We start from the raw sequence: 24,228 nt of genomic DNA, 5'->3' as shown, positions 1-24,228 counted from the left end.
CTACAAATACGAATGGCATTGGATGACTATAACCAAATATTTTAGGGACTCGGCTGATAATAGGTGAATTGCTGTGTCTGCGTGGGGAGAACGTCGTAGTATTGATTACCGTGTTGGTCACACATCAAACGGCTTTTCGGCAGGAAGTAGTACAAAACTTATATATCAATAAATATGGTAATGGTTCTAGTGAGCCTCATGTATCGGTTAGTTTTGATATTAACAATGACGGTGAATCCGATTTTGAATTTGTTTCATCGCTCAACAAGGGGATAGGGGAGTGGTACTTCAATGATTATAAAAGCGACCCAGTGAAAGTAAGATAACAAGTAAGTGTCGCTGTCGTGTAATACCCGGAAGAGATTCTCTGTTTCACACAGCAATTTGCTTTTATCGGGTCTTTAATGACCAGCCGCTAATCCCCTTGGGTTAGCGGCTGGTTGTATTTTTGGAGATGAGCTTCCCTTACGTGCGGCTTAAATCAAGATATGTCCGCCTTCGACATGGAGCACCGTACCGGTTACAAAGCTATTTTGCAGCAAATAAAGTACGCTTTGTGCAACGTCTTCCGCACGACCGACACGGTTCACTGGCAGCTTGCTGCCAAGCGTCGCATAAAATTGATTGCGAGCTTCTTCTGACATTTTGCTGCGTGCAGGTGTATCAATGATACCGGGGGATACGACATTTACCCGCAGGGGAGCCAGTTCTAAAGCTAGCGTTTGCCCGAGATTCGATACCGCGGCATTAACAGCACCAAGCGCTGAGGAGCCTACCATTGATTTGTAGGCGACTACACCCGAGAACAGCGTAATCGAGCCGCCAGGGCGAATGTGAGGCGCAGCATATTTTGCAGCATAATATTGCCCCCAAAATTTATTTTCGAACAATTGTCTGGACTGCGAGGTATAGGTATGAAGGAACGGACCGCCTGATGTTTCTGCCGCGGTTACTACAAGGTGATCGAAATGGCCGATTTGATTAAATAAAGCTTGTACTTGTTCCTCCTGTGTTGTATCAACAGTGAGGGCAGTAACTTGAGGGCCTAATTGTGCTTGAGCCGTTTTTAATTTTTGATCAGAACGGCTGGCAATAATGACCTCTCCGCCTTGAGCTATAACTTGTTTCGCTGTTTCATATCCGATACCGGAGCTGCCGCCGATTATGACTACTTTTTGACCTTGTAACATGTTAATTCCTCCTAAAGGTTATATAGTTATCCGTTCATCAGTTATCCGAGTGTCGCTTGCAAATGCTGTTCAAGATTTGTAACAAAAATATCAATTTGCGGATTTTTGATGACGTCATAACAAGTAAAACTCTCGATAGGTGTCATACCAAGGAAGCTATGGATACGATGCAGATGACTTAACGCTTCGTCAAGGCTGCTTCCATTAAAAAATTGAGCAGGATCGTTAAACGCTTTTTCTGGTGCGTTCCACGTTGTAGATAGCATATATTTTTTATCTGTTAACATGCCGCCTCTGCCATATTGGTCTGCACCTTTGAAAAAAGTACCGTAAGCGTACACCTCATCCATGTACGTTTTTAATAAACCGGGGACACTAAACCAATAGATCGGCGTCTGATAAATGACGATATCCGCCCACAGAAACTTTTGCTGTTCCGCTTCGATATGGTATCCCTCCTGAATGACAGTCGTTTGCACCTGATGATGTTTACTTAAGAAACTTGCCATGTGTTCGAACAAGGTATGGTTCAGCTTGCCCGCTGATGATTCATATTTCTGATGACCGTTAATGATAAGTATATTTTTCAAGTGGATCAGCTCCTTGTGTAGTGGGTAATTGTAGTATATGGGTAGTTAATATATTTTGGGAAGTAGTGATATATATGTCACATAGTTACCGAAAAGAAACTATTGTGTTACAATTAGCTTTACGAAGATTAAAAAGAAATGGGGAACACTGATGGTTGATAAAGGACAAATTACTTTGACCAAAGGGACACCCGGTCAGCAATGTCCAATCGCGAAAACACTCGACGTCATCGGAACCAAATGGACGTTTTTAATTATCCGCGATTTGCTTATAGAAGGAACGATGCGGTTTAGCGATTTGCTCCGATCTATGGAGGGCATTAGCCCCAAGACACTTTCCTTGCGCCTCAAAGAATTAGAAGAGCATGGCGTAGTCATAAGAGAAGTTTTTCCAGAAGTTCCGCCGCGTGTGGAATACACGTTAACGGAGAAAGGCAAGGGGCTGGAGGGGATTTTTATTGAGCTGAAGCGATTTGGACTGGAGTTGTAAACATTCCTTTTTAAGTAAGCTATTGTTATGACCAATAGTGTTATGACCAATAGGCACACAAAACCGCTTGGACGAGTTCCAAGCGGTTTTAGCATTTAGGTTATTAAATTCCGGATTGCCTTTTATAATTCCTTACGATCATCCCGTTTGTACGAGTCATGCCGAACTTGTCATAATAAGGAACGACGTCATCGTCACAACATAAATCAATCATATATATGTCATCGAGTTCTTTTAGCATTCGGCTTACTAATTCCGTGCCTATACCTTTATTTTTGTACGCAGGAATAACTTCAAGGAATGGAATATAAGCCGATAAAATACCGTCGCTTATCGCCGTAATAAATCCAACAACTTGATCTGTTTGCTCATCAATGGCCAGCATGACGTGACTGCTGTTCTTTAACAATTTGAGATGAGTTTCGGGAGAGGGGGGATTAGGCCAATCCACAAAAAAGCCATGTAACCTATCAGCAGAAATACTGTCGAGTGAGTTTGTATATTTCACTATAAATCAACTCCTAAGAAGGTAATGTTATACAAGTGGTACCTATCAAAAGTAAAGTAACAAAATTAGAACCTCCAAATGTTCAATAAGCAATACTACAAGTGATATTCGATTTCAATTGCTGAATTCCTTCTATTTCCCGCTTAAAAAGGGGCAACTTGAAATATCCATGTAACCTTTAACGCCAAAGGTGGCACTATGATCGTGTACAATCGAAAGGAGGCAGCAAAGGACGTGTTGCAGTGGATTGATGAGGCCCGGCAAGGAGATAGGACCGCATTTGAGCAGGTTATGTCGCATTATTCCGTCATGGCATATGCCATCGCCTATGATAAGCTGCGTGATTCGTATTTGGCGGAGGATGCGGTACAAGAAGCGTTTACGGAAGCGTATCTTCATTTAAGTAAATTACGGGAACCGGCTGCTTTTCCCGCATGGTTTAAAACGATAGTGATCCGCCAATGTCACCGCCAATACCGCAGAAAGCAGCTTCAATTCGTGCCGATGGATGATACCCTTCAAGTGAAGGCGCAAGGTTCTGACGTAGCAGAGATCGCAGAACAAAGGATGCTGTTGGAGCAGCTGCATGCTTGTGTAGCGCAGCTATCAGCTAATATGCGTATAGCCGTGCAGTTATTTTATTTTCATGGCTATTCCTTACAGGAAATATCCGCTTATTTGAATATACCTGTAGCTACGCTCAAAAAAAGATTGTTTGATGCACGCAGCAAATTAAAAGGGACGCTGCCGATAGCTGATTTTGTGTCCATGTTTCATCATCTTTACGAAGGAGGGACTCGAATGCTTCATATTGTAAATGGGGATCACGTAGCTGAGACGCTGCGTCAAGGTGTCGTTCAGGGAGATATTTTAGTCTGGAGAGAGGTGTATCCGGAAGGTCCTGTATTTGTGGATCCTGCGACATATCCGAATCGCTCGTTGCGTGCAAGCTATTTAGAGCAGGCGCTAGGTATTCCTAGACTAGAATTTATTCGTGGAAGTGAAGCACAGGAGAACCAGTTGGCCAATTTTCATCAATATGATGAGATTGTGCTCTGGTTTGAGCATGATTTATTTGACCAGACGATGTTATGCTGCTTGCTGCACTGGTTTGCGGAAAGACCGCTCGGAAATACGAAGCTCAGCTTATTATGTATGGGGGCCTATCCTGGTATTCAGCTCTTTAGGGGGCTAGGACAACTGTCCGTTGATCAAATGAAAACACTATCGGGTACTTGGCAAGCTATAGGCCAAGCAGAGCTAAAGACAGGTGTGAACGTATGGGAAGCGTATTGTTCATCTGAGCCAGATCAACTTTTTGCCTTACTTGAAGGGGAGCAGACGGCAGCGCTGCCGTTTGTACGTGATGCATTTCGCCTTCATTTATCACGGCTGCCATCTACCTACAACGGCCTCGGCGTCGTCGAGCAGGCAACGCTGGAGTTGGTCAGCAGTGGCGTAAGCGCCCCGACAGAACTGTTCCGGCAAATTGGGGACACATTGAATGGGCTGGGGCTGGGAGACCTGCAATATTGGCGACACATGGCGGGCTTGTTACAAGGAGCATATCCGCTGCTGCATATTGAAGGGGGAGAGGGGCTTCCGGATTACAGGAACTATCCGCCGACTTTTCAACATTGCCAAGTGAAGCTGACCGAACGGGGGCAACAGGTGCTGGCGGGGAAAAAGGACCGCGTACATTTAAATGGAATAGATGAATGGTATGGAGGCATACATCTACACGGATCAGCTAGTCGTTGGCGTTGGGATGTGGATCGGGGGCAGTTGGTAGCGTGTGGTTCAGGTGAATGAAGCTGCTGCCGTATCACGTCTGTTAACGTTTATGCTCACCCATTAAATTGGAGCTATAGAAACGGCTGTCGGTTGCAGCTATGGATAAGTAGGATGGCTGGCGTATAACATCATGCCTGTTTATCAGGTTAAGGAGATTGCTTAATGTGCATCAATTAACAAAACAAGCTAGTTTGTATCAAGAGATTACAGTGTGTGAAGTGAATCAATTGTATGGTGAAATGGGCAAATTTAGATGTATGCAATTTTCGGATGAGGCTGTTCAAGGGGCAATAGATCTTAAAGATCCCAAACGAATCGTGCTGGAATATCCACGCGCCATTATCCATTTAATAGAGTGCAACTCTTTCTCATTTAAAAGTTTGTTTATGATCGGACATGGGATCGGGACGATTTCGGGCTATTGGGCTGACAAACAAGTGACGGTTGTGGAATTGGATGAGCTGGTGTTGCAAATGAGCAGAGATTATTTTAATTTCAATAAATCTAACGTTGTTATTGGGGACGGGCGTTCCATACTTGGCGAGCAAGCACCTCATACGTTGGATTACATTGTTTTAGATGCTTTCACCAAAGAGGGGACGCCACATCATCTGACAACTTTGCAATTTTTTGAATTAACGAAACAAAAGCTTAAATCTAATGGAACCCTCATTATGAATCTAATGGGAAAAGCGAAACGAGATAAATATATGGAGGCAATCCATACAACATTGTGTGAAACGTATGCCTTCACGAAAGCATTTCTGCTACCTGGTGGAGGCGAGGGCGATATGCGGAACATTATAGTGATAGGTAGTAATCATGAAATTGATTATTTGCCGCAAGCGATGGCAGGTTTTGTAGAAATAGAGATCGAACCAGGACATATAATAAGGGACAAAATATAATACACGCCCTCCTTTGTCAACCTTATTTATACTGGCTTAAATTAAGCTCTAACATGTCCACTATCCTTTTTTGTAGCTGCACAGGGGTGATAACCTTCACTTCAGGACCATATGAGAGCAGTCTCCGCGCTATAAATGGGAATTCATCTGGCGGAACCTGTCCACGCCATTCTTTGTCTTGAACAGGCGTAAATAGCGTATCTGATGCTGCAAGTCTTGCTCCAAAATCAGTAAAATGCAGCACCACTTCAACACCTTCTCTTTCATCATTTGAACTCAACCACTCTTTAAGTGTCGGCAGTTCCTCATGAGATGGCTCCAAGACGGTTAACTGCTTCATTCGATCTACGCGATAAACAAGTATTCGATCCTGATGCTTAGCTGGCATATACCAATATCCATTCTCATAATAAATGCCAAGAGGATACGCAAGCACCAACTTCGTCCCACTGCGTGCCGCATAACTGAACTCAATAGCTGATTTTGCCACCGCAGCAGTTAATATTGGAGTAGTCAATGGTTCTTGCTGTACAGAGTGATGCTGAAAAAACGTAATGTGCTGCTTCATACGAACGATCATATCTTGAACATCATGCGGTAAGCTTACAAAATAATGCTCCGCTAGCTGCGCACGAATTGAACCATAGGGGAAATCAGATACCTTTTCCAAGTATTCAACCATCATATACAAACCAAGCGCTTCCTGCTGATGAAGTTGCAGGGGGGGTAATATTCTGTTCGGCAGAACACGGTATCCTCCATTTACGCCTACCTCCGTATAAAGTGGAACTCCGATCTGCTGCAAATAATCGAGATCACGCTGAATGGTACGAACGGAAACTTGAAAATGTTCAGCTAGTTCACGAGCGGTACATTTTTTCCTGGAATCTAATAACCGCATGATCATTAATCTACGATTATTCATATACATCACCTAATTACGTCATTATTTGTCGTAGTTTAATTGTATCATAAGTATATGGAAGGGAGCGATCGAATATGAAAAAGAATAAAGTAGTGCTTTACATCGCTATGAGCTTGGATGGCTACATTGCAAGGCCAGATGGGGCTATCGATTGGCTTAATGACATCGAGATGGACGGTGGTGATGGGGGCTATAGTACATTTTACAGCACTGTTGGAACTGTTGTAATGGGGCGACTCACTTACGATGTGGTGCTAGGGCTATCCGATGATTTTCCTTACGCCGATAAACCTTGTTATGTTCTGTCCAGAACGGCACAGCCACCTGCTCCACACGTGACATTTACGGATGAATCAATACAAACTTTAATACCAAGGTTAAAAGACACATCAAACGGAGATGTATGGCTCGTAGGGGGAGGGCAGCTTGTTCATGCATTTCTGGAAGCTCAATTACTAGACGAACTACGTATTACGATCATCCCAAAAGTGCTAGGAGACGGCATCCCCTTATTTCCACAAGGAACTGTGCCCTGTACTTTCCACTTAACGCAGACTGAGAAGATAGGCCAGATGGTTAGTTTAAGTTATTCAGCAAACGAGCAATAACCTAAACTTTATCCCCTGCTAATTATGAAGTGTGTATTAAACTAAATCTGCTTATAGGAGCAAAAGGGGCTTTCGATATCGAAAGTCTCTTTTGCTTGTCGTGTAGTTTCTTCGCTTGTATCCATGCAGACTGCTTATTATAATTTTCCATAGGAGGTGGCATATGGACATACAACCGCATTTGGATCGAATAGCAGCTTTATTTGAGGAAGAACTCACGGATAACTTAGTAGGCATCTATTTACACGGTTCAGTAGCGATGGGATGCTACCACAAAAACAGCAGTGATATAGATTTTTTAGTCGTTGTAGCACAGCAATTATCCGAAGCGACCAAGAGAAAGATTGTCAGTATCGCCTTAACGCTGCATGAAGAAATAGGCAGTGTACGCGGCATCGAATTTAGTGTAATTGTGGAGCATTATCTCAAATCGTTTGTATATCCGACTCCTTTTGAGCTGCATTATTCGGACTCTCACCGCGAGCGATATATAACGGATGAGAGCTATTTATGCGGCGGATATGAAGATCAGGACTTAGCGGCACATATTACGGTAGCTTATTATCGGGGAATTACCTTGTATGGCTTACCACTATCCGAGTTGTATGCGCCAATTGATCGTTCCTTTTATGTTGACGCGATGCTGTACGATATGGAAGACGTCAGGCAAGTCATTTTGGACAATCCGGTCTACTTTACACTTAATTTGTGTCGAATCGTAATGTATTTGTCAGAGGGAACCATTGCTTCCAAACGAGAGGGAGGCGAATGGGGAATGAATACGCTGCCGCATCAGTATCGTTTACTGGTCCAGCAGTGTCTGGAGCATTATAATGAGGGGACGAGTGCCCGTGCAAAGTATGAGGTAGATGTGTTACGGGAGTACAGTGATTATATGATGCGTGAGATCCGTGGGTTGCTGTCCGCAGACGGTGTTTGATATCCATGTTATCGTTCTCTCTTGCAGCAGGTATTTGGTTGTTCTGTGCCGAAAGAGGTAATATATTTTGTAAAAGGAGCAATTACGATGGATGAAATGACACTACGTATGAAAACGCTAACGGAGGTTGACGGAGTTCCTGGACATGAAGGGGCTGTACATAACAAGATGCAGCAATATTTGACTCCGCTTAGCGAAGAACTGCTCAAGGATCGTTTGGGCAGCTTGGTTGGCAAAAAGACGGGGCAGGAGCAAGGTCCTAAAGTGCTTCTGGCGGGACATTTAGATGAAATCGGCTTTATGGTCACTCAAATAACACCCAAAGGCTTCCTTCGTTTTATCCAATTGGGCGGCTGGTGGCCGCATAATGTATTATCTCAGCGAGTGACCGTAAAAACACGCAAAGGCGATCTGCTTGGTATTATCGGTTCAAAAGCGCCGCATGTGCTAGAGCCGGCTGAGCGCGAGAAAGTGATGAAGCTGAAGGACATGTACATCGATATCGGGGCAAAAGATGAAGCTGATGCCAAAGCGATGGGGGTTCGTCCGGGCGATTGGATCGTTCCGGTCAGTGAGTTTACGACGATGCGGGAGGGCGAACTGTGGGTCGGCAAAGCGTTGGACAATCGCGCGGGATGTGCGCTTGCAGTGGAAGTGCTGAAACGTTTGCAGGACGAGGAGCATCCGAACATCGTTTACGCCGGAGCGACAGTGCAAGAGGAAGTTGGCTGCCGAGGCGCAGGACCAGTAGCGAAGCTTGTTGAGCCGGATATTGCTTTTGCGTTAGATGTGGGCATTGCATATGACACGCCAGGCAGCGAATCCCAACATATGACGTGTAACGTTGGAGATGGACCGCTTGTGTTGTTATTTGACGCAACGATGATCCCCCACACGGGATTACGTGATCTAGTGATGGACACAGCAGAAGAGATGGGCATTAACGTGCAGGTAGATGCGCTTGCAGGCGGAGGGACAGATGCGGACAAGTTCCATACGAATGGTATTGGCTGTCCGTCACTCGTCGTAGGCTTTGCTACCCGCTATATTCATAGCCATAATTCAATTATGGCAAAAGCGGACTTTGATCAAGCAGCTACTCTATTAACGGCTGTAATTAAGAAGCTGAATTGGGACAAAGTGAACGAGTTGATCGGGCGCTAGCCGCACAGGGGGATACCCTAAACATTTAACAGTTGAATAAACAGAGGTAGGGGCAGTTCATGATGAACTGCCTTTTTATTATGGCGAAAAAAGAAATATTTAGGGCGTAATTTGTGTCTATAAAAGAAAGAATGACGATTATTGGCAGGTAATTGACTTATTAAACGCGAATACACAAATATATATTTACAATTTTTCCAATATAAATAGGTTGGGGCGAACTATGGAGCGTAGAATTAAAGCAAGATCTCTCTTGTTAATGGGGTTATTTATTTTAGGTTTTATTGTTCTCATTTCAAGAATATTATGGTACCAAGTCATTAACGATGAATTTTGGATGGATAGAGCGAGACAGACGTGGTCAACGGAGAAAGCTTTAAAGGCTAAGCGAGGCACTGTTATGGATCGTAATGGCGTTATTTTGGCTGTTGAGGTTCCGGCTTACACGGTAGCTGTTAATCCTAAGCTTATTCAACAACTTAAGGCAGATGCAACGATACGGGAGCAGGGGATCGATATCGAACGAGAGATTGTGTCTGGTTTGTCTGCACTGCTGCGGAAGTCGGAATCCGACTTGTATAAACTTGTGTCTGCCCAAAATAAAAAGGGCGCTTATTATGAACAGCGTGAAGTGAGAATGGAAGGGTATAAGATGGACCAGGCACGAGCCGATCGTGTTAAAGCATTCGCCCTCGAACTGGGAAAGCGAGCGGGAAAGAAGGATGTTGGTGTTTACTTAATTGATGAGGTGAAGCGTTTCTATCCTAAGGGGCGTTTGGCAGCGCACGTCCTTGGTTACATCAATTTAGAAGGTCAGGCAGTTAGTGGAGTAGAAGAATTCTACGATAGTGAACTGCATGGAACGGATGGCTGGCTGCAATATGAAAAGGACAGAACAGGCGTGAAACTACCCGCATCCAATGAAGTGTATCGCCCGAAATTAGATGGCAAGGATATTTATTTGACGATTGATGCTAGGATTCAAACGATTATGATGGACGCGATGCGAATGGTCTACCAAAAGTATCAACCACAGAGTATAACGACGATCGCGATGGACCCCCGTACAGGGGACGTGCTTGGGATGGCCAATATGCCCGATTATGATCCTAACCGTTATTGGGAAGCCGACATGGGCGATTTTTATAATCATGCCATTAAGTCCAATTATGAGCCGGGATCTACGTTTAAAATTATTACACTTGCTGCTGCCGTTCAGGAAGGTTTATTCCAACCAGAAGAGCGGTTCCTATCTGGCAAAATTACGGCAGGTGGAGAAACGATTAAGGACATTAAACATGAGGGCTGGGGAACGATTTCCTACTTGGAGGGACTTAAGAGGTCCAGCAACGTTGCGTTTGTGAAATTAGGATTTGAGAAGCTGGGCGGTGACAAGTTATCGTCTTACATTCAACAATTTGGCTATGGTCAAGGGACTGGTATTCAGCTGCCAGGTGAGTTGGTCAAGCCAATTGTATATCAATATCCCGCTGATTATGCAGCCGCTTCCTACGGCCACGGCAAGGTATGGATTACTCCAATTCAGCAGGCTGCAGGCATTTCCGCAGTTGCAAATGGCGGCCGGTTGATGCAAACTAATTTGCTGCATAAGATGGTGGACCCAACCAACAAAGGTGTGAGTCATGCCCCACCAGTAGTTGTACGAGACGTGATTTCTCCGAAAACCGCCACTCAGGTAGGCCATTACCTAGAGCAAGTGGTGTCTGATCAGAAGCTAGGAACAGGCAAGCATGCGTACATCGAAGGATACCGGATTGCAGGCAAAACAGGGACAACGATTAAAGCGAGCGAAGGTAGATACGAGGGAGATAAGGACATGTTTTCCTTTATTGGATATGCGCCAGTAGATGATCCCAGGCTGCTGCTCTATACGATCATCGATAATCCCCAGCATGCGGAGGGAGAAGGCAGCAAGATTACATCGCTTCTATTTAGGGAGATGATGTTGAAGTCATTACAATATTTGCGGGTAGCTCCAGAACTTTCTTCTTCACCTCATAAGCTTCAACCATCTGCACCCATTTCAATAAATAACATAGATGAGGATAAGTCATTATCGATAACCGTTAAGCCTAGACACAATACGAGTGGGATCATACCAGATTTGACTAGTAAACCTATAGAGCCTGCGCGCAAAGAGCTGGACAAGCTAGGTGCGAAGGCGCTCGTGCTGGGGAAAGGAACAAGCGTCGTAGCTCAATATCCACAGGCAGGCGAAAAATATAAAGGAGATATGATTTATTTATTAATGGAGCAAGCAGCAGATATCACGATTCCAACGATGACAGGCAAGTCGCTCCGCGATGTGCTGCAAGTATGCTCCATATTGGATTATCAGTGCAAGGTGGAGGGGGAAGGATATGTCGTAAGTCAGACTGAGGGCCAGATGAGTAGTGGTCGCACTGCTGCATTTGTGTTAAAGCCCAGAGGCGCTCCATCCAAGCTGTCCGTATCCAGTTAAAGTGACTCGGTTATTGTTCATATTTACCAACCGTGTTATACTTGCGTCGGTTACTAGAATGACGAGGAAGTGTCTTGCACGTGATACAGCTTGCAGGGTGGTTCCTCTTTCTGTTGAGCAGTGAAGTGTTGGAACTTATAGAGCAGGGTGAATTTATAAAGGCGGAACAAAAAATGAAGTCGATCTCTAAGATCATATCTAATATGAAATCAGTGTATAAGGTCGCTGCTGCGAAGGAGCAGAAAGAAAAACAAGCTGCGGCGCGTGACAAAGAGGAGCAAAAACGCAAAAAAAAGACGCTAAAAACAAATGAAAATCGCAAAATGGTATCGGCTTTAAATACATTTGATTATGACGATGCGAACGAAGATGAATACATAATAAACGTAACGTCCTGAAACACATGAAAGCAAAGTTTATAATATGTTTCAAAAAGATGGGTCGCCATAGAGGCGGCCCTTATTTGTTATGGAGTATGCATACTGCCATTCCATAAAGTCTGTCCTGTTATGCATCCCTGTTGCCAGAATCACTATGATCAAATGCTTGCTTCAAATGATACCGAAGCTTGGCACAGGCCAGCTTCAGCGGATAGTTTGCTGTTTTGCACAAGATACCAAACGTAACTGTGATCGGGTAGTCGTTCATCTTCCGTGCGACGGATCGTGTGCCGTCAACTGTGGCCATGCTTTCAGGAACCAAAGCAATGCCAAGTCCACTCTCCACGTATGATTTAAGGGCGGACATGCTGCTAATATCCAGCGTGTCTACTTGATGGCCGCACGTTTCACGCAGCGCAAGCTCGATGCGCTGACGATACGTGCACGTTTTGGAAGTGAGCAGGATACGATGATGGCGTATATCAGCAAAAGAAATGGCCGATTGCGCAGCCAAAGGGTGATTTGCAGGTATGAGATATACCAGGCTCTCCGTAAATATTGGCTCGAAGTACAAATCGCTGCCAATAGCTGGAGCCGAGCATATAGTCATATCCAACTCCCCTTTTAAGACACGATCTGCTAAAACAGGTGAATTGGCAATATCCACGGACAACTCGATTTTCGGATAAGTTTCCAAAAAAGAATAGAGGATCGTGGGCAAGTGATAACTTGCAATCGGCTCTACCGCTCCTAACCGAATGCTGCCAGCTTCTCCTAACAGCATGTCTGACATGTTAGCTTGAAGGTGTTCCACATCTCGTATAATATGTGCGCTTTGCTCGTGAAATAAGCGTCCTGCCTCCGTTAATTGAAAGACTCTACCGCGTTCGATAAGCTGGACGCCAAGTTCGGCTTCGAGCTTTTGAATTTGCATCGTCACAGTGGACTGGGCGTAATTCAGTTCCTCGGCTGCGCGGTTAAAGCCCCCTAAGGAAACAATTCTATGAAACGTGTTTAATGATTTGAGATCCATTTTTGACCACCTTAATTCAAATAAAATGAATTCATAGTTCACTTAATTCAATTATACAAAATTTCGGAACGATTATACAATAACATCATGAACAGAACACAATGGTCTGGGTAGAGTACAGAAGCAGCACAAATCGTACTGAAGTAATGTTACATCGTATAGTAGGAGGAAAATTAAATGCCATTTATCCGTATTGATCTCATCAAAGGTAAAGAAGCAGAAGAGCTTCTAGTCATTAGTCAGGCTGTTCACCTTGCCATCACGGAGACGATTGATGTTCCCATGGACGATTATTTTCAAGTTATTACGCAGCATGAACCATATGAACTCAAGTATGACACGCAATACATGAACATCTCTCGTACGGATGGACTGGTATATGTCCAGATTACTTTAAAAGAGGGACGATCGTTAACGAAGAAAAAAGCTTTGTATGCACGTATCGCACAGCTGTTACAGGAGCGGGCTGGAATTAGGCCAGCGGACGTGATGATTATTTTGCTGGAAAATACGGTTGAGAATTGGTCGTTCGGTAATGGAATCGCACAATTAGCTCCTGCAAATAACGGCTGAGGAGAAGCAGAAGCCTTGCAACACAATGGAATCGGATAGGTATGTTATCGGTGATTGTATGCTATTGTACTTTATCCATACAGAATGTTCAGACTGATGTGAATAGCGGACCAAGCTCGATTTGATCAAAATAAGGAAAATACAACCTAGAGATCGGAGCGATAAAAATGGAGTTAAGAGATAAAGTAGCACTGGTAACGGGTGGAGGTACTGGAATAGGGCGTGCAACAAGTGTGGCATTGGCTGAGCGCGGCGCGATTGTTGCGGTCAATTATTCACGATCGGAAGCAGCTGCGATGGATACGGTTCGTCTCATTAAGCGTAACGGTGGACAAGCATACGCCTTTCAAGCGGACGTATCCAAGGATGAAGAAGTTCGGGCAATGGTCCATGCAATTGTCAAATGCTGCGGCACGGTGGAACTGCTTGTAAACAATGCGAGTATTACACGTCACCTCCCACTGGACGACTTGGAAGCAGCCACCGATGACATCTGGGACGAGTTATATGATGTAAATGTGAAAGGGATGTTCCACTGTGCACGAGCCGTTGCTCCTTTAATGAAGGCGAGCGGGCAGGGGGCAATTGTGAACATTGGCAGTATCGCGGGGCTGACGGGCTCAGGCTCATCCCTTCCTTATGCGGTATCCAAAGCAGCAGTGCATGGACTGACCAAGTCATTGGCGCGAGCGTTAGCCCCAGACATAAGCGTGTGTTGTATCGCGCCTGGGGCTGTAGCCACCCGCTGGTGGGAAGGAAGGGAAGCGCAGATGCAGCAGCTTATTCCTCAACTGCTGCTGAAGCGTATCTCAACCCCGGAGGATGTGGCCAAGCTGGTATGTGCAACGCTAGAGCAAGAAGCGCTGACGGGCCAGATTATAACGATAGATAGCGGGCAGACGTTGTGAGTAGTGAGAATGGAGGTTTAGGCACGTTAAAATTGAGAAGGTATTTGAAGCTGGTAAGGGACCGAGTAAGGGGGCCTTTGTCAGCTTTTTTATGTGTTCAAATAGTCATACTTTATTGATTTTATTACATAATTAATCATTCTCCTTAATAATGGGTTCGGAGTATAATGTAGGTAAGAGATTGGAGAAAGGATAAGGTGTTTATGAGTCACAAGTTGCCTAAAGTAGTAGCTTTTCTAGTATTTGTTGTGCTTTTGATAGGAAATTTTGCTGGACACGTACAAGCGGTTCAATTGTCAAAACCTTATGTAGATCGTATTAATGGAGATTTTGAGAAAGATGTGAATGCTAACCAACTACCTGATTTTTGGGAATTAAATTGGAGAAATGGCACGAGCTTAAACCCTGCTGCCTTACTGGCCCCTTATGAACCTGTCAGCGGCAAATACCATCTTCGTCTCTACAATGGGACCGGTGATACCACCGCAGCACAGTATATCTTGTCGGATCGGATTGCTGTTACAGGAGGAAACGCATATGAGTTAAAAGCACAGTTAAGGTATACGCTGCCAGTTGGCCTGGCACAGATCTGTATAATTCAGATGGATAGTCAAGGTAACAATATTGGAGAAATTCAATATGTTTATAACAACGGAGCATGGAAGTGGGAAAGTACAAATAATAGATTTGTCCTTCATCCAGAGACAACATCCGTGCGCCTTCGACTTGGAGTAGGATGGGAAGAAGGGGCTTACTTGGATGTAGATCAGGTTGAATTCAAGCCTCTAAATGTATATGGAGAATTTGAAGAAGACGATAATCACAATAATTTGCCAGACTTTTGGGAGTTACATTGGCGTAATGGAATTAGTGACCAACCGCTTGCGACGTTAGCACCTTACGAACCTATTGCAGGAAAATACCATTATCGTCTGTATAGTGGAGTGAAAGATGCTGCTTCTTACCAGTATGGTATGTCTGAATCCATCCCGGTTATCAGTGGGGCTACGTATGAGTTGAGTGCCTATATGCGTTACGCGATGTTACATGGAAGAGTAGAAATGAGTGTAATTCAAAAAAATAAGCAAGGTCAAGGCATTGGCGAAGTTCATCATGTTTATCAGCATCAAAGCTGGCAATGGAGAGAAGCTCGCGAGTACGTTGTGATCCGTCCTCAAGCGGTGAGCGTAGAATTACGATTTGGTGTTGGTGGGCAAGAAGGATCTTTTCTAGACCTCGATAACGTTAAGTTCAATTTTATGAATACGACAGGGAATACTAAATTTGCGAAATATACATATGACAACAAGGGACAATTAGCATTGGTCACGTATCCGAATGGGAAGACGATTAAATATACATACGACGACAATGGTAATTTGGTAGGCAAACAATAATATTTTGATGCTAAAAAGAGCTGATTCTATTTCCAAAAGAGTCAGTTCTTTTACTCGAAATTACAAATTTATCAAGGACAAAGTTTCCAATTATGAATAATATTAAGTATGATCATACAATTGTATATACATTATAGAGCATTGAAGGGGAAGGAAATTTGAATGAATATGTGGGAGGAAAATAGATGACGTTATTTTTCAATTTGGGTAGAAAGAATGTTTTATCCATCTGTTTTCTATTTTTTATGATGTTTATTTTTCAACACACAGTTGAAGCTAAGGAGGAGGTAGAACAACCTTCAAAGAATGTAGATATAGGTTTAAAAAGTGGTCAACTAAAGTTGAATATGATGGATCCAAGTATTGGTCATCAAATTGGTAGAGCAGTAGGAGATGGCTGGTTGGCAAATCCAGACAAAGATAAACAGGGCTATGTGAGTTATGGACCTTACGTAAGTAATCTAAATTTAGGGGAATGGGTCACATCATGGTCATTAAAAATTGATGCTAAATTGCTAGATAGCAAAGAAGTGGCCAGATTGGAGGTTTATGATCCTGATACATTAGAAATCTTAGCATTTCAAGATATAGGAACCTATCAATTTAGAAGTAGCAGCATTTATCAAGATTTTCACCTGAAATTTACAAAGAGTAAGTTGGATCAACGGTTGGAATTTAGAGTGTATTGGTATGGTGATGTTCCATTACAAATTAATAGCATAACAACTAATCAGATAACGAAAATTCATGCTTTGAAACAATGGAAAATGACTGATGATGGAATAGGTCATAATACAGGGAAAATGGATGGAGCTAACTGGTCAGCAAATCCACAACAAGATAAAGCAGGTTACTTGAGTTATGGACCCTATGTTAGAGATTTAGCAGTGGGAAATTGGGAGACGAACTGGTCTTTAATGATAGACAACACATCAGTTGATAACGCAAAAGTGGCGCGGCTAGAAGTATATGATTTCGATGATAAAGAGATTATATCTTCGCGTGAAATAACTAGGCAGCAATTTTTTCAGCCTAACACGACTCAAATCTTTGCTTTAAAGTTTTTAAATATTAACCCCCATCATCGGTTGGAGTTCAGAGTGTATTGGTATGGTGAAGTTCACCTAACTGAAAAGAGCATATCTACAATGAAGACGAAGGTAATAGATTATGAGAAAAGCTGGCGGATGGATGATCCCTCAGTTGGACATAGAATTGGGAGAATCGAAGGTGAAAGTTGGGCTGCTAATACAGAACAAGATAAAGAAGGATATTTAAGTTATGGTCCTTACGTTAAGGTTTTATCTGCAGGTACATGGAAAGTTAGTTGGCCTCTAATGATAGACAACAATTCAGCAGATAATGCAAAGGTAGCTAGACTTGAGGTGTTCGATTTTGAAACTGGCGAAATATTATCGTCCCGGGAAATCACTAGACAGCAGTTTGAGCGTCCTATGCAGTATAAAAATTATAATTTAAATTTTCTACACACAGATCCTAGCCATAGACTAGAATTTCGCGTGTATTGGTACGGGAATGCTTACATAAAAATGAGTGATATTCAATTAAAGGACATTGACCCCAGTCTTTCAGGTAAAGTGTGGAATATGTTTGATCCAATAATCAGTCATCAATCAGGTAAGATTAATGATGAAATATGGGTAGTCAATCCTGAACAAGATAAGCCAGGCTATATGAGTTACGGTCCGTATGAGAAAAAACTGGATGAGGGAACTTGGATTGCAACCTGGTCGATGAGATTGGTGAGCTCTTCAATGAATCATGATAATATCGTAAAGATTGAAGTATATGATTCTACAACAGGTGAAATTCTTGGATTTGAAAATATTAGTAGTCAGAAGTTTATAAATAAAGATAATTTTCATAACTTTACTCTCCAATTTAGGAACATGAAGCAAGGACATGCATTAGAGTTTAGAGCGTTTTGGTATGGGAAAGGTGCTGTTCAACTAAAAAATGTAAAAGTTAATCGTGCCAGGATCGTAGAAATGTTTATATATGACGAAAGTGGACGTTTAACTCAATGGAGTGAGTCCAAAGGTAAACAAAAACATTTTCAGTATGATACCAATGGAAACTTGTTGAGGACGATGGTTATTGAAGAGTAAAGACGATTTATCAATCTACTTGTTTTAACGCAATTTCAGTAACGGATCATATGTAGTGCCACTTGTCTAATTTCTTAAGTAGCCTAATAAAAAAGGGGAAAAATTTAAAATGAGAAAGATATCATGGATCCTAATCGTCGCACTTTGCTTAGAGATATTGTCACCTGGCATTCTAACCATGCAGCAGTCAGTTCAGGCATTGGAAGGACAGCAGCAGGGAGAGTTGCTGACCATTGATAGCTTGGCAGCGAAATACAAAGTGTCACCGTCGAGCATTATTGAAATGCTGAATGCGGGTTACAGCTTAATGGATATAGCTGCTGCACTAGACAAAAATGAAGACGCTTCGAAATTATATGAAACGCTATATATGTTATTCCCGGGTAAAGGGAAGCCGTATGAGCCACCGACAGTCACGGATGTGACTTACCATTTAAAGGATTTACCTCAAGAACAACTGAATAGGATAGAGAGTGTGCTAGAAGCAGTTTATGGTAATCAATCTGTAACGGATTCCGTGTATAGGCGGTCTAAAAGAAGTGCTAGCAGTGAATATGATAAATTAGGTTTAATAAATCAACATGTGAAGTTGGATCAAGCCCCATATAGCGTGAGCACGGGTATTGAGAATATATCAACACAAGACGGATCATTGAACTTGAGAGCAACAGATATAGGTTTGCCCGGACGCAATGGCCTTTCCTTTAACTTGACACGTTCCTATAATAGCAATGCAGCGGAATTTTATGAGAAAAGTATTAAACAATCTGCTATGTTTTTGGCTGATTTTAATGTTGTGTATAAAGTGAAGGTTAAGGTATTAATTCCAGGCGATAATCCGCAGTTAATGGATGGTGGGGAGTTCTACACGCAATATACACAAAACTTTCCAGGTCAATTTAACTACGCAGGACAATGGGTGACTGTACCTGGCAGGTTTCGCACGACAGACATAGGATTTAAGCATGTTAATGAAATGGTGCAACAAGCTTATCCAGATCAAAATGTGTCAGTAGGGACTAGCAGTGTGCGGGTTGGTGATTATATTCATATTTTAGAGTTATACCCTACGCACTCTTTCTTTCTGAATAGTTATGATCTGGTAACGATATATGCTTATGAATCCGCAACCAAGCCTAATGTAATGGATCAACGAGTACAATTGGGTAAAGGATGGTCTTGGGATATTCCCTATGTGATGTTGGGAGACCAGATTCAGTATGTATCGCTGCCCGGTGGTGCTGGAGTATACAAGGTTGGAACAGACAATTACTTAGAGAATTACCCGTTTAAGGATGTTACGTTTTTTAGAGATAATACGAAGACCTTTGAAGGTGTAACCACGGAATACGTTTTAAAATACAAGAGCGGAATGACGTACTATTTTTCAAATAAAGGCTATTTGATTCGCCAAGAAGATGGCTACGGTAACTTCCTTAAATATGTGTATGAACAATATGGAACAGAATATGTTCTGAAGCGAGTGAGTGACAGTATCGGGAACAACTTGACTTTATCCTATTTATGGAACCAAATTGTTGCTACAAACGGTACGGATAAGGTCACTTATCAGCTTGGAAGTATTTCTGGTACAGATTTGAAATATTTGCAGTCAGTTACGGATATATCAGGTAAGTCAACGCATTACACCTACCAGTTTGCCGAATCAAAGTTTACGGTTATGGGAGAACAAAAACCTGATGTGCGTAACGATTTCGCGCTTATTAATGGAATACATCATCCGACAGGAGCTAAAACACATTTTACATATGATTCACTAGTACGTAGTCCTAGTAGTGGGACAAAACAAATTCAATATCGAATTGTTGAGCGTAAAGATGTGACACAATATGCAGATGGTCGTGTAGTGGATAGTAATAAAAATATGTTTCGATATGAATCGGATCCTTATGCATATGCGGGAAGTCACCAGTATCAAGTGATTATATCTAACGATGAACAGACCACTATGGTTAAATATAAGAAAGCAAATGATAATGGTGATAATAAATTTTACAATTTAGAAACGATTCTGGACGGAGGAATTACGCAACAGATTACACAGCAAACTTATGATGAAAACATTGGCAACCCGTATCCGATCCAGATCCTGACCAAGAAGCGAAGCGGTGGCGCCGAAAGCCCGTCTCTAACGGTCAACCGCCAATATGACCGTAATGGTAACATTACAAGCGAAACTAACAGCATGGGGGCCAGTACCGTCACGACTTACGACCCCACCTTTGCTTTGCCGCAAACGGTAACGACCAAGGTCGATGCTATCCAGCAGTCCGTAACCCGTTATGTACGGAACGGGCAAGGTTCAGTGACCGAGTCAAAGACGTATGCGAATGCCGAAGGCGGACCGCTGCTGCGGCACACGAACTTTGAGTATGATGGCTTTGGCAATGTGACAAAGGTGACTGCCAATAACAACGGCAAGCCGACGGTATTCCGATACCAGTATGGGCCACAGTATCAGCATGCGTTCCTCACGCAGCAGGATGTGGAAGTGACCAATGCCGACGGACAGAAGAGTGTTGTCGTGGAGAAAGCACAGTACGATCCGTTGACAGGTCGATTGCTTGCGTACACGGATGGTCTCAATCAGACCACGTCGTACACTTACGATCGCCTAGGCCGCACAACCTCTGTTACGATGCCGAACCAAGCGCAGGCCAGCTATGTGTATAACGACAACACCAATCATATTATGGCTAAAAATACGTTAGGTGAAGTCCAACAGGTTTGGTTTGATCCACTTGGCCGCAAAGTGAGAGAGACAGAAGGCTTGGGCGAAGTAAAATATGGTTACGACGAGCGCACAAGCCGTTTGTTATGGCAGGACGATGCCTATGGCAATAGGACGTGGTACAGCTATGACGCCTTTGGTCGCCTCAAACAGACGACATATGCGGATCAGACATCATCCAAGGTGGAGTATGACGACGTCGGCTCAAGTGTAACAACGATTGATGCGGAACAGAACCGAACACGCTCCACAAGTGATATACTCGGTCGTGAACTGATGATCGAATCCTTGCAAAACAAGCAGAGCTATGTGCCGATTCAGAAAAAAGAGTACAACTTGGCGGGAGCTGTTGTAGCCTCTACGGATGGAAACGGGAACCGGACGACATACAAGTATGATACGTTAGGTCAACTGTTAGCCGTTGTTGACGCAGACAACCAGCAAACGAGCTACGAGTACGATATGCTTGGGAACTTGGTGACAACAACCTATGGCAATCAGCAAAGCACCAAGAAAGAGTTCGATGAATTGGGGCAGGTCATTAAGAGTATTAATGGTACGGGGCAAGTACAGAAGTTCTATTATGATGCCAACAGTAACCCGGTGCGTTCCATCGATCGCAGTGGAGTGGCGACGGATAACCATTTTAACAATATGAATCAACTGGTGCAGACGGTAACAGGGAATGACAATGTGCAATACGCGTATGATACCGAGGGCAGACGCCTGAGCATGACAGATCATCGCGGCACAACAAGCTATAAATATCAGCCGATATCCGGATTTCTAACGGAGATTCAATACCCGGATGGCGTACGGCTGACGAATAGTTATGACTTGAACAAACAGACAGGTTATGAGCTTCAGGCTTCACAAACCAACGTAAAAGTGGATGCAGGCTACGACAACATGAACCGTTTGAAAACGTTAGGTGTAACGAGCGGCGGTTCCGCTGCCAAGACATTTGGTTACGATTATCTTAGCAACGGGCAGTTGGCGCAGCAAAGCTATGGTACGGCTTTTGTATCGCAGTTGCAGTATACCGATGTGAAGTTGTCCCAATTAACGTATACGAGAAATAACGCTGCGATGAATACGTTCCAGTACGGCTATGATGCCAATAGCAACATTACAAACCGGAATGAGAACAACTATGCGACGCATTTTACGTATACACCGTTGAACCAGATCAAGACGTCCAGTGAATTCGACGAACGTTATTCCTACGATGCGCGTTACAATCGATTAACGATGGAAAGCTCCCGCGAGCTGCCGATTCAAGAAGCGCAGTACGAATATGATGTGAAGAATCGGCTTGTAAAGGCGGCAGGGGATCACAATCCAGTCACGTATTCTTACACAGGAGAGGGTCTGCTGTACGAACGGACGGAGAATCAGACCAAGAGCCGTTATTACTATGATGCGAAGAGCTTATTGTTGGCGGAAGCAGCAATAGGTGCGGATGGTAAGGCGCAGATGAAGTACGTATACATTCATGATCTAAACGGCAAATTAGTCGGCCGTCAGGATGCTGCCAGCGGTAAAATGCAATATTACCAACTGAACGGGCATGGTGATGTGGTTGCGTTGGTAGACGAACAAGGGCAGAAACTGAATGAATATCGCTATGACATTTGGGGCCAGCCGCTCGAAGAGAAGGAGACTGTACCGAATATCTTGAAGTACTCAGGTGAGTACTGGGATAAGACAACGGGACTACAGTACCTGCGAGCCAGATGGTACGACCCAAGCATGGGGCGGTTTATTAATGAGGATACGTATGAAGGGAAAATGACTTCACCTGAGACACTAAATCGTTATGCATACGTGGTAAATAATCCATTGATATTCAAAGATCCATCCGGCAACTATTGTGTTTCAGGAGATTTGAAATACTCCCATTTAGGAGCATGTGATTATGGCGGAAGTCGTAATAACAAGTCTAATTCAACTTATATTCCTGATTTTGACTACAGCCATGCAAACAATAAGTTATTAGGTATGATTCGAGCGGAGTTCCCAGCATGGAAGAATGCTGCATCTGCAATAATGAATAACGCGACTGGTGCTTTAAGAAGTAACACGGGAGATATTAAGCATTATGCAGGAAAGTATGGAATACCACCTGCTTTAATAGGATCAATCATATTTAGAGAACAATATAGTAGAAAAGACATGGATATTGTTGGGGATAGTGTAGGTCTAGGGGCAATAGTACCAGATACAGCTGCTAGTGCTTGGAAGTCCATTGATGGTCTTAAAAATTTACCTGATCAAGCTGGACTAAGAAAAATGTTGAAAGATAATGATTCGTTTAACATTGAAACAATTGCAGTTATATTAACATATAATGCATATCAAGTTTATGGTAGGGAAGTAAATATATCAACGCTTTCATTGGATCAATGGAAGCAAGTAGTGCCCTATTACAATTCATCAATGAGAACTCAGGATGCCATAAAAAAAGGGAGTCAGTACGCGGATGGAATCTATCAATATCTACCTTACACTCATTTCCTCATGTCAGAGTGGATGTTACCTGTAAAATAAGAAGGGGGAGGAAGCTATTGAAAAAATGGTGGTTTTATATACTAGGAATAGTAATCATCTGTTCAGGAAGTCTATTCTTCCTTTTAAAAGAGCCACAGCATATTCAATTAAATATACCACTCCCGAATGGTTTAAATACTGTAAAGGGAATTCAGAAACTTGTAGAGACAGAAGTTAATAAGTATTTTGGCTTAGACCAATATCATTTGAGTGAAGTTGTAATTACGCAAAAAAAAGAGAACAAGGGGAATTTATTTTACTACTATATAGAAAAAAACAACGAGAATCCAAAAGTTTTAGAGGCTGTAGTTGATACTGATTCTAGCGAATTAATTAGTATAGATAGTATAGGAAGAAATAATACCAGAATGCCGTACGAAATCCATTTAGCCAAATGGAAAATAGATAGTAAGGAGGCCTATAACATTGCACGAACACGATTAACAAGTAAATCTCAAGACGTTTATAATGGAATTAGTATTATGACCAATAACTTTAATAATAAAGAAGAATGGATTGTACAGTTGTACAATGAAGAAAAAATGTATTGGTGCGACATTGATCCCTACACAGGTATTGTTTTAAAAGATGGGATTAGAGATAAGATAAAATAATCAAGACTCAACCGACAGATTAACTTATTGGACGGTGGCTCTCAAGAGACATCGTCCATTTTTATAGAAATGAACGGTTTATTAGCTAGGATACGTATGAAGGGAAAATGACCTCACCTGAGACACTAAATCGTTATGCATACGTGGTAAATAATCCATTGATATTCAAAGATCCATCTGGCAACTACTGTGTTTCAGGAGATTTGAAATACTCCCATTTAGGAGCATGTGATTATGGCGGAATTCGTAATAACAAGTCTAATTCAACTTATATTCCTGATTTTGACTACAGC

The 24,228-nt window shown here is 42.8% G+C and carries 20 protein-coding genes; 15 read left to right on the top strand and 5 right to left on the bottom strand.

Features of this window, described 5'->3' with window-relative positions; all coding sequences use genetic code 11:
• The first annotated feature begins 101 nt into the window (after positions 1-101).
• On the top strand, positions 102-326 hold the full coding sequence (locus H509_RS0100100; RefSeq protein ID WP_028543266.1) for a hypothetical protein: 225 nt from the start codon (positions 102-104) through the stop codon (positions 324-326).
• 150 nt (positions 327-476) lie between these two features.
• Here H509_RS0100100 and H509_RS0100095 read toward each other — a convergent pair whose 3' ends face one another.
• On the bottom strand, positions 477-1,190 hold the full coding sequence (locus H509_RS0100095; RefSeq protein WP_028543265.1) for an SDR family oxidoreductase: 714 nt from the start codon (positions 1,188-1,190) through the stop codon (positions 477-479).
• A gap of 41 nt (positions 1,191-1,231) precedes the next feature.
• A complete protein-coding gene (locus H509_RS0100090) occupies positions 1,232-1,780 on the bottom strand; it encodes an NAD(P)H-dependent oxidoreductase (RefSeq protein WP_028543264.1) in 549 nt (182 codons plus the stop codon).
• 151 nt (positions 1,781-1,931) lie between these two features.
• On the opposite strand from H509_RS0100090, the gene H509_RS0100085 reads away from it, so the two are divergent.
• Complete coding sequence (locus H509_RS0100085) at positions 1,932-2,270, top strand: winged helix-turn-helix transcriptional regulator (RefSeq protein WP_028543263.1); 339 nt, start codon at positions 1,932-1,934, stop codon at positions 2,268-2,270.
• Between the two features lie 103 nt (positions 2,271-2,373).
• Here H509_RS0100085 and H509_RS0100080 read toward each other — a convergent pair whose 3' ends face one another.
• On the bottom strand, positions 2,374-2,778 hold the full coding sequence (locus H509_RS0100080) for a GNAT family N-acetyltransferase (protein ID WP_028543262.1): 405 nt from the start codon (positions 2,776-2,778) through the stop codon (positions 2,374-2,376).
• A gap of 204 nt (positions 2,779-2,982) precedes the next feature.
• Between H509_RS0100080 and H509_RS0100075 the strand changes: the two genes are divergently transcribed.
• Together H509_RS0100075 and H509_RS0100070 are read left to right on the top strand one after the other, a co-directional pair.
• Positions 2,983-4,590: a sigma-70 family RNA polymerase sigma factor gene (locus tag H509_RS0100075; RefSeq protein ID WP_342663626.1), complete on the top strand. Its 1,608-nt coding sequence runs from the start codon at positions 2,983-2,985 to the stop codon at positions 4,588-4,590.
• A 146-nt stretch (positions 4,591-4,736) separates the two neighbouring features.
• Positions 4,737-5,480, top strand: a complete 744-nt coding sequence (locus tag H509_RS0100070) for a spermidine synthase (RefSeq protein ID WP_028543260.1) — start codon at positions 4,737-4,739, stop codon at positions 5,478-5,480.
• A 22-nt stretch (positions 5,481-5,502) separates the two neighbouring features.
• Here H509_RS0100070 and H509_RS0100065 read toward each other — a convergent pair whose 3' ends face one another.
• Positions 5,503-6,405: a helix-turn-helix transcriptional regulator gene (locus H509_RS0100065; protein ID WP_028543259.1), complete on the bottom strand. Its 903-nt coding sequence runs from the start codon at positions 6,403-6,405 to the stop codon at positions 5,503-5,505.
• A 74-nt stretch (positions 6,406-6,479) separates the two neighbouring features.
• Here H509_RS0100065 and H509_RS0100060 point away from each other — a divergent pair, with 74 nt between their 5' ends.
• The 5 genes from H509_RS0100060 to H509_RS0100040 all read left to right on the top strand — a co-directional run bounded on the left by H509_RS0100060 (position 6,480) and on the right by H509_RS0100040 (position 11,997).
• Positions 6,480-7,013, top strand: a complete 534-nt coding sequence (locus tag H509_RS0100060; RefSeq protein WP_028543258.1) for a dihydrofolate reductase family protein — start codon at positions 6,480-6,482, stop codon at positions 7,011-7,013.
• 163 nt (positions 7,014-7,176) lie between these two features.
• Entirely contained in the window at positions 7,177-7,953 is a 777-nt protein-coding gene (locus tag H509_RS0100055) for an aminoglycoside adenylyltransferase domain-containing protein (protein ID WP_028543257.1), read from the top strand.
• An 87-nt stretch (positions 7,954-8,040) separates the two neighbouring features.
• The gene (locus H509_RS0100050) at positions 8,041-9,117 is read left to right on the top strand and encodes a M42 family metallopeptidase (protein ID WP_028543256.1); all 1,077 of its coding nucleotides are present in this window, start codon (positions 8,041-8,043) and stop codon (positions 9,115-9,117) included.
• Between the two features lie 223 nt (positions 9,118-9,340).
• The gene (locus H509_RS23860; protein ID WP_084159016.1) at positions 9,341-11,599 is read left to right on the top strand and encodes a penicillin-binding transpeptidase domain-containing protein; all 2,259 of its coding nucleotides are present in this window, start codon (positions 9,341-9,343) and stop codon (positions 11,597-11,599) included.
• A 74-nt stretch (positions 11,600-11,673) separates the two neighbouring features.
• Positions 11,674-11,997: a hypothetical protein gene (locus H509_RS0100040; RefSeq protein ID WP_157277366.1), complete on the top strand. Its 324-nt coding sequence runs from the start codon at positions 11,674-11,676 to the stop codon at positions 11,995-11,997.
• A gap of 109 nt (positions 11,998-12,106) precedes the next feature.
• On the opposite strand, the gene H509_RS23855 is transcribed toward H509_RS0100040, so the two are convergent.
• Positions 12,107-13,012, bottom strand: coding sequence for a LysR family transcriptional regulator (locus H509_RS23855; RefSeq protein ID WP_051286729.1), 906 nt, complete (start codon positions 13,010-13,012; stop codon positions 12,107-12,109).
• A gap of 177 nt (positions 13,013-13,189) precedes the next feature.
• Here H509_RS23855 and H509_RS0100030 point away from each other — a divergent pair, with 177 nt between their 5' ends.
• The 6 genes from H509_RS0100030 to H509_RS0100005 all read left to right on the top strand — a co-directional run bounded on the left by H509_RS0100030 (position 13,190) and on the right by H509_RS0100005 (position 23,935).
• Positions 13,190-13,585, top strand: coding sequence for a tautomerase family protein (locus tag H509_RS0100030; RefSeq protein WP_028543254.1), 396 nt, complete (start codon positions 13,190-13,192; stop codon positions 13,583-13,585).
• 167 nt (positions 13,586-13,752) lie between these two features.
• Positions 13,753-14,493, top strand: coding sequence for an SDR family NAD(P)-dependent oxidoreductase (locus H509_RS0100025; RefSeq protein WP_028543253.1), 741 nt, complete (start codon positions 13,753-13,755; stop codon positions 14,491-14,493).
• A 203-nt stretch (positions 14,494-14,696) separates the two neighbouring features.
• Positions 14,697-15,890: an RHS repeat domain-containing protein gene (locus H509_RS0100020; RefSeq protein ID WP_157277364.1), complete on the top strand. Its 1,194-nt coding sequence runs from the start codon at positions 14,697-14,699 to the stop codon at positions 15,888-15,890.
• Positions 15,891-16,075: 185 nt separating this feature from the next.
• Positions 16,076-18,019: an RHS repeat domain-containing protein gene (locus H509_RS0100015; protein ID WP_028543251.1), complete on the top strand. Its 1,944-nt coding sequence runs from the start codon at positions 16,076-16,078 to the stop codon at positions 18,017-18,019.
• Between the two features lie 109 nt (positions 18,020-18,128).
• Complete coding sequence (locus H509_RS0100010; RefSeq protein ID WP_028543250.1) at positions 18,129-23,321, top strand: RHS repeat-associated core domain-containing protein; 5,193 nt, start codon at positions 18,129-18,131, stop codon at positions 23,319-23,321.
• 17 nt (positions 23,322-23,338) lie between these two features.
• Positions 23,339-23,935 carry a hypothetical protein gene (locus tag H509_RS0100005; protein WP_028543249.1) on the top strand — a complete coding sequence of 199 codons (597 nt, stop codon included), beginning with the start codon at positions 23,339-23,341 and terminating at the stop codon, positions 23,933-23,935.
• Positions 23,936-24,228: the final 293 nt, after the last annotated feature.

The organism is Paenibacillus taiwanensis DSM 18679 (assembly GCF_000425125.1).
Classification (GTDB): Bacteria; Bacillota; Bacilli; order Paenibacillales; family Paenibacillaceae; genus Paenibacillus_B; species Paenibacillus_B taiwanensis.
This window is presented reverse-complemented; position numbering and strand designations above follow the sequence as displayed.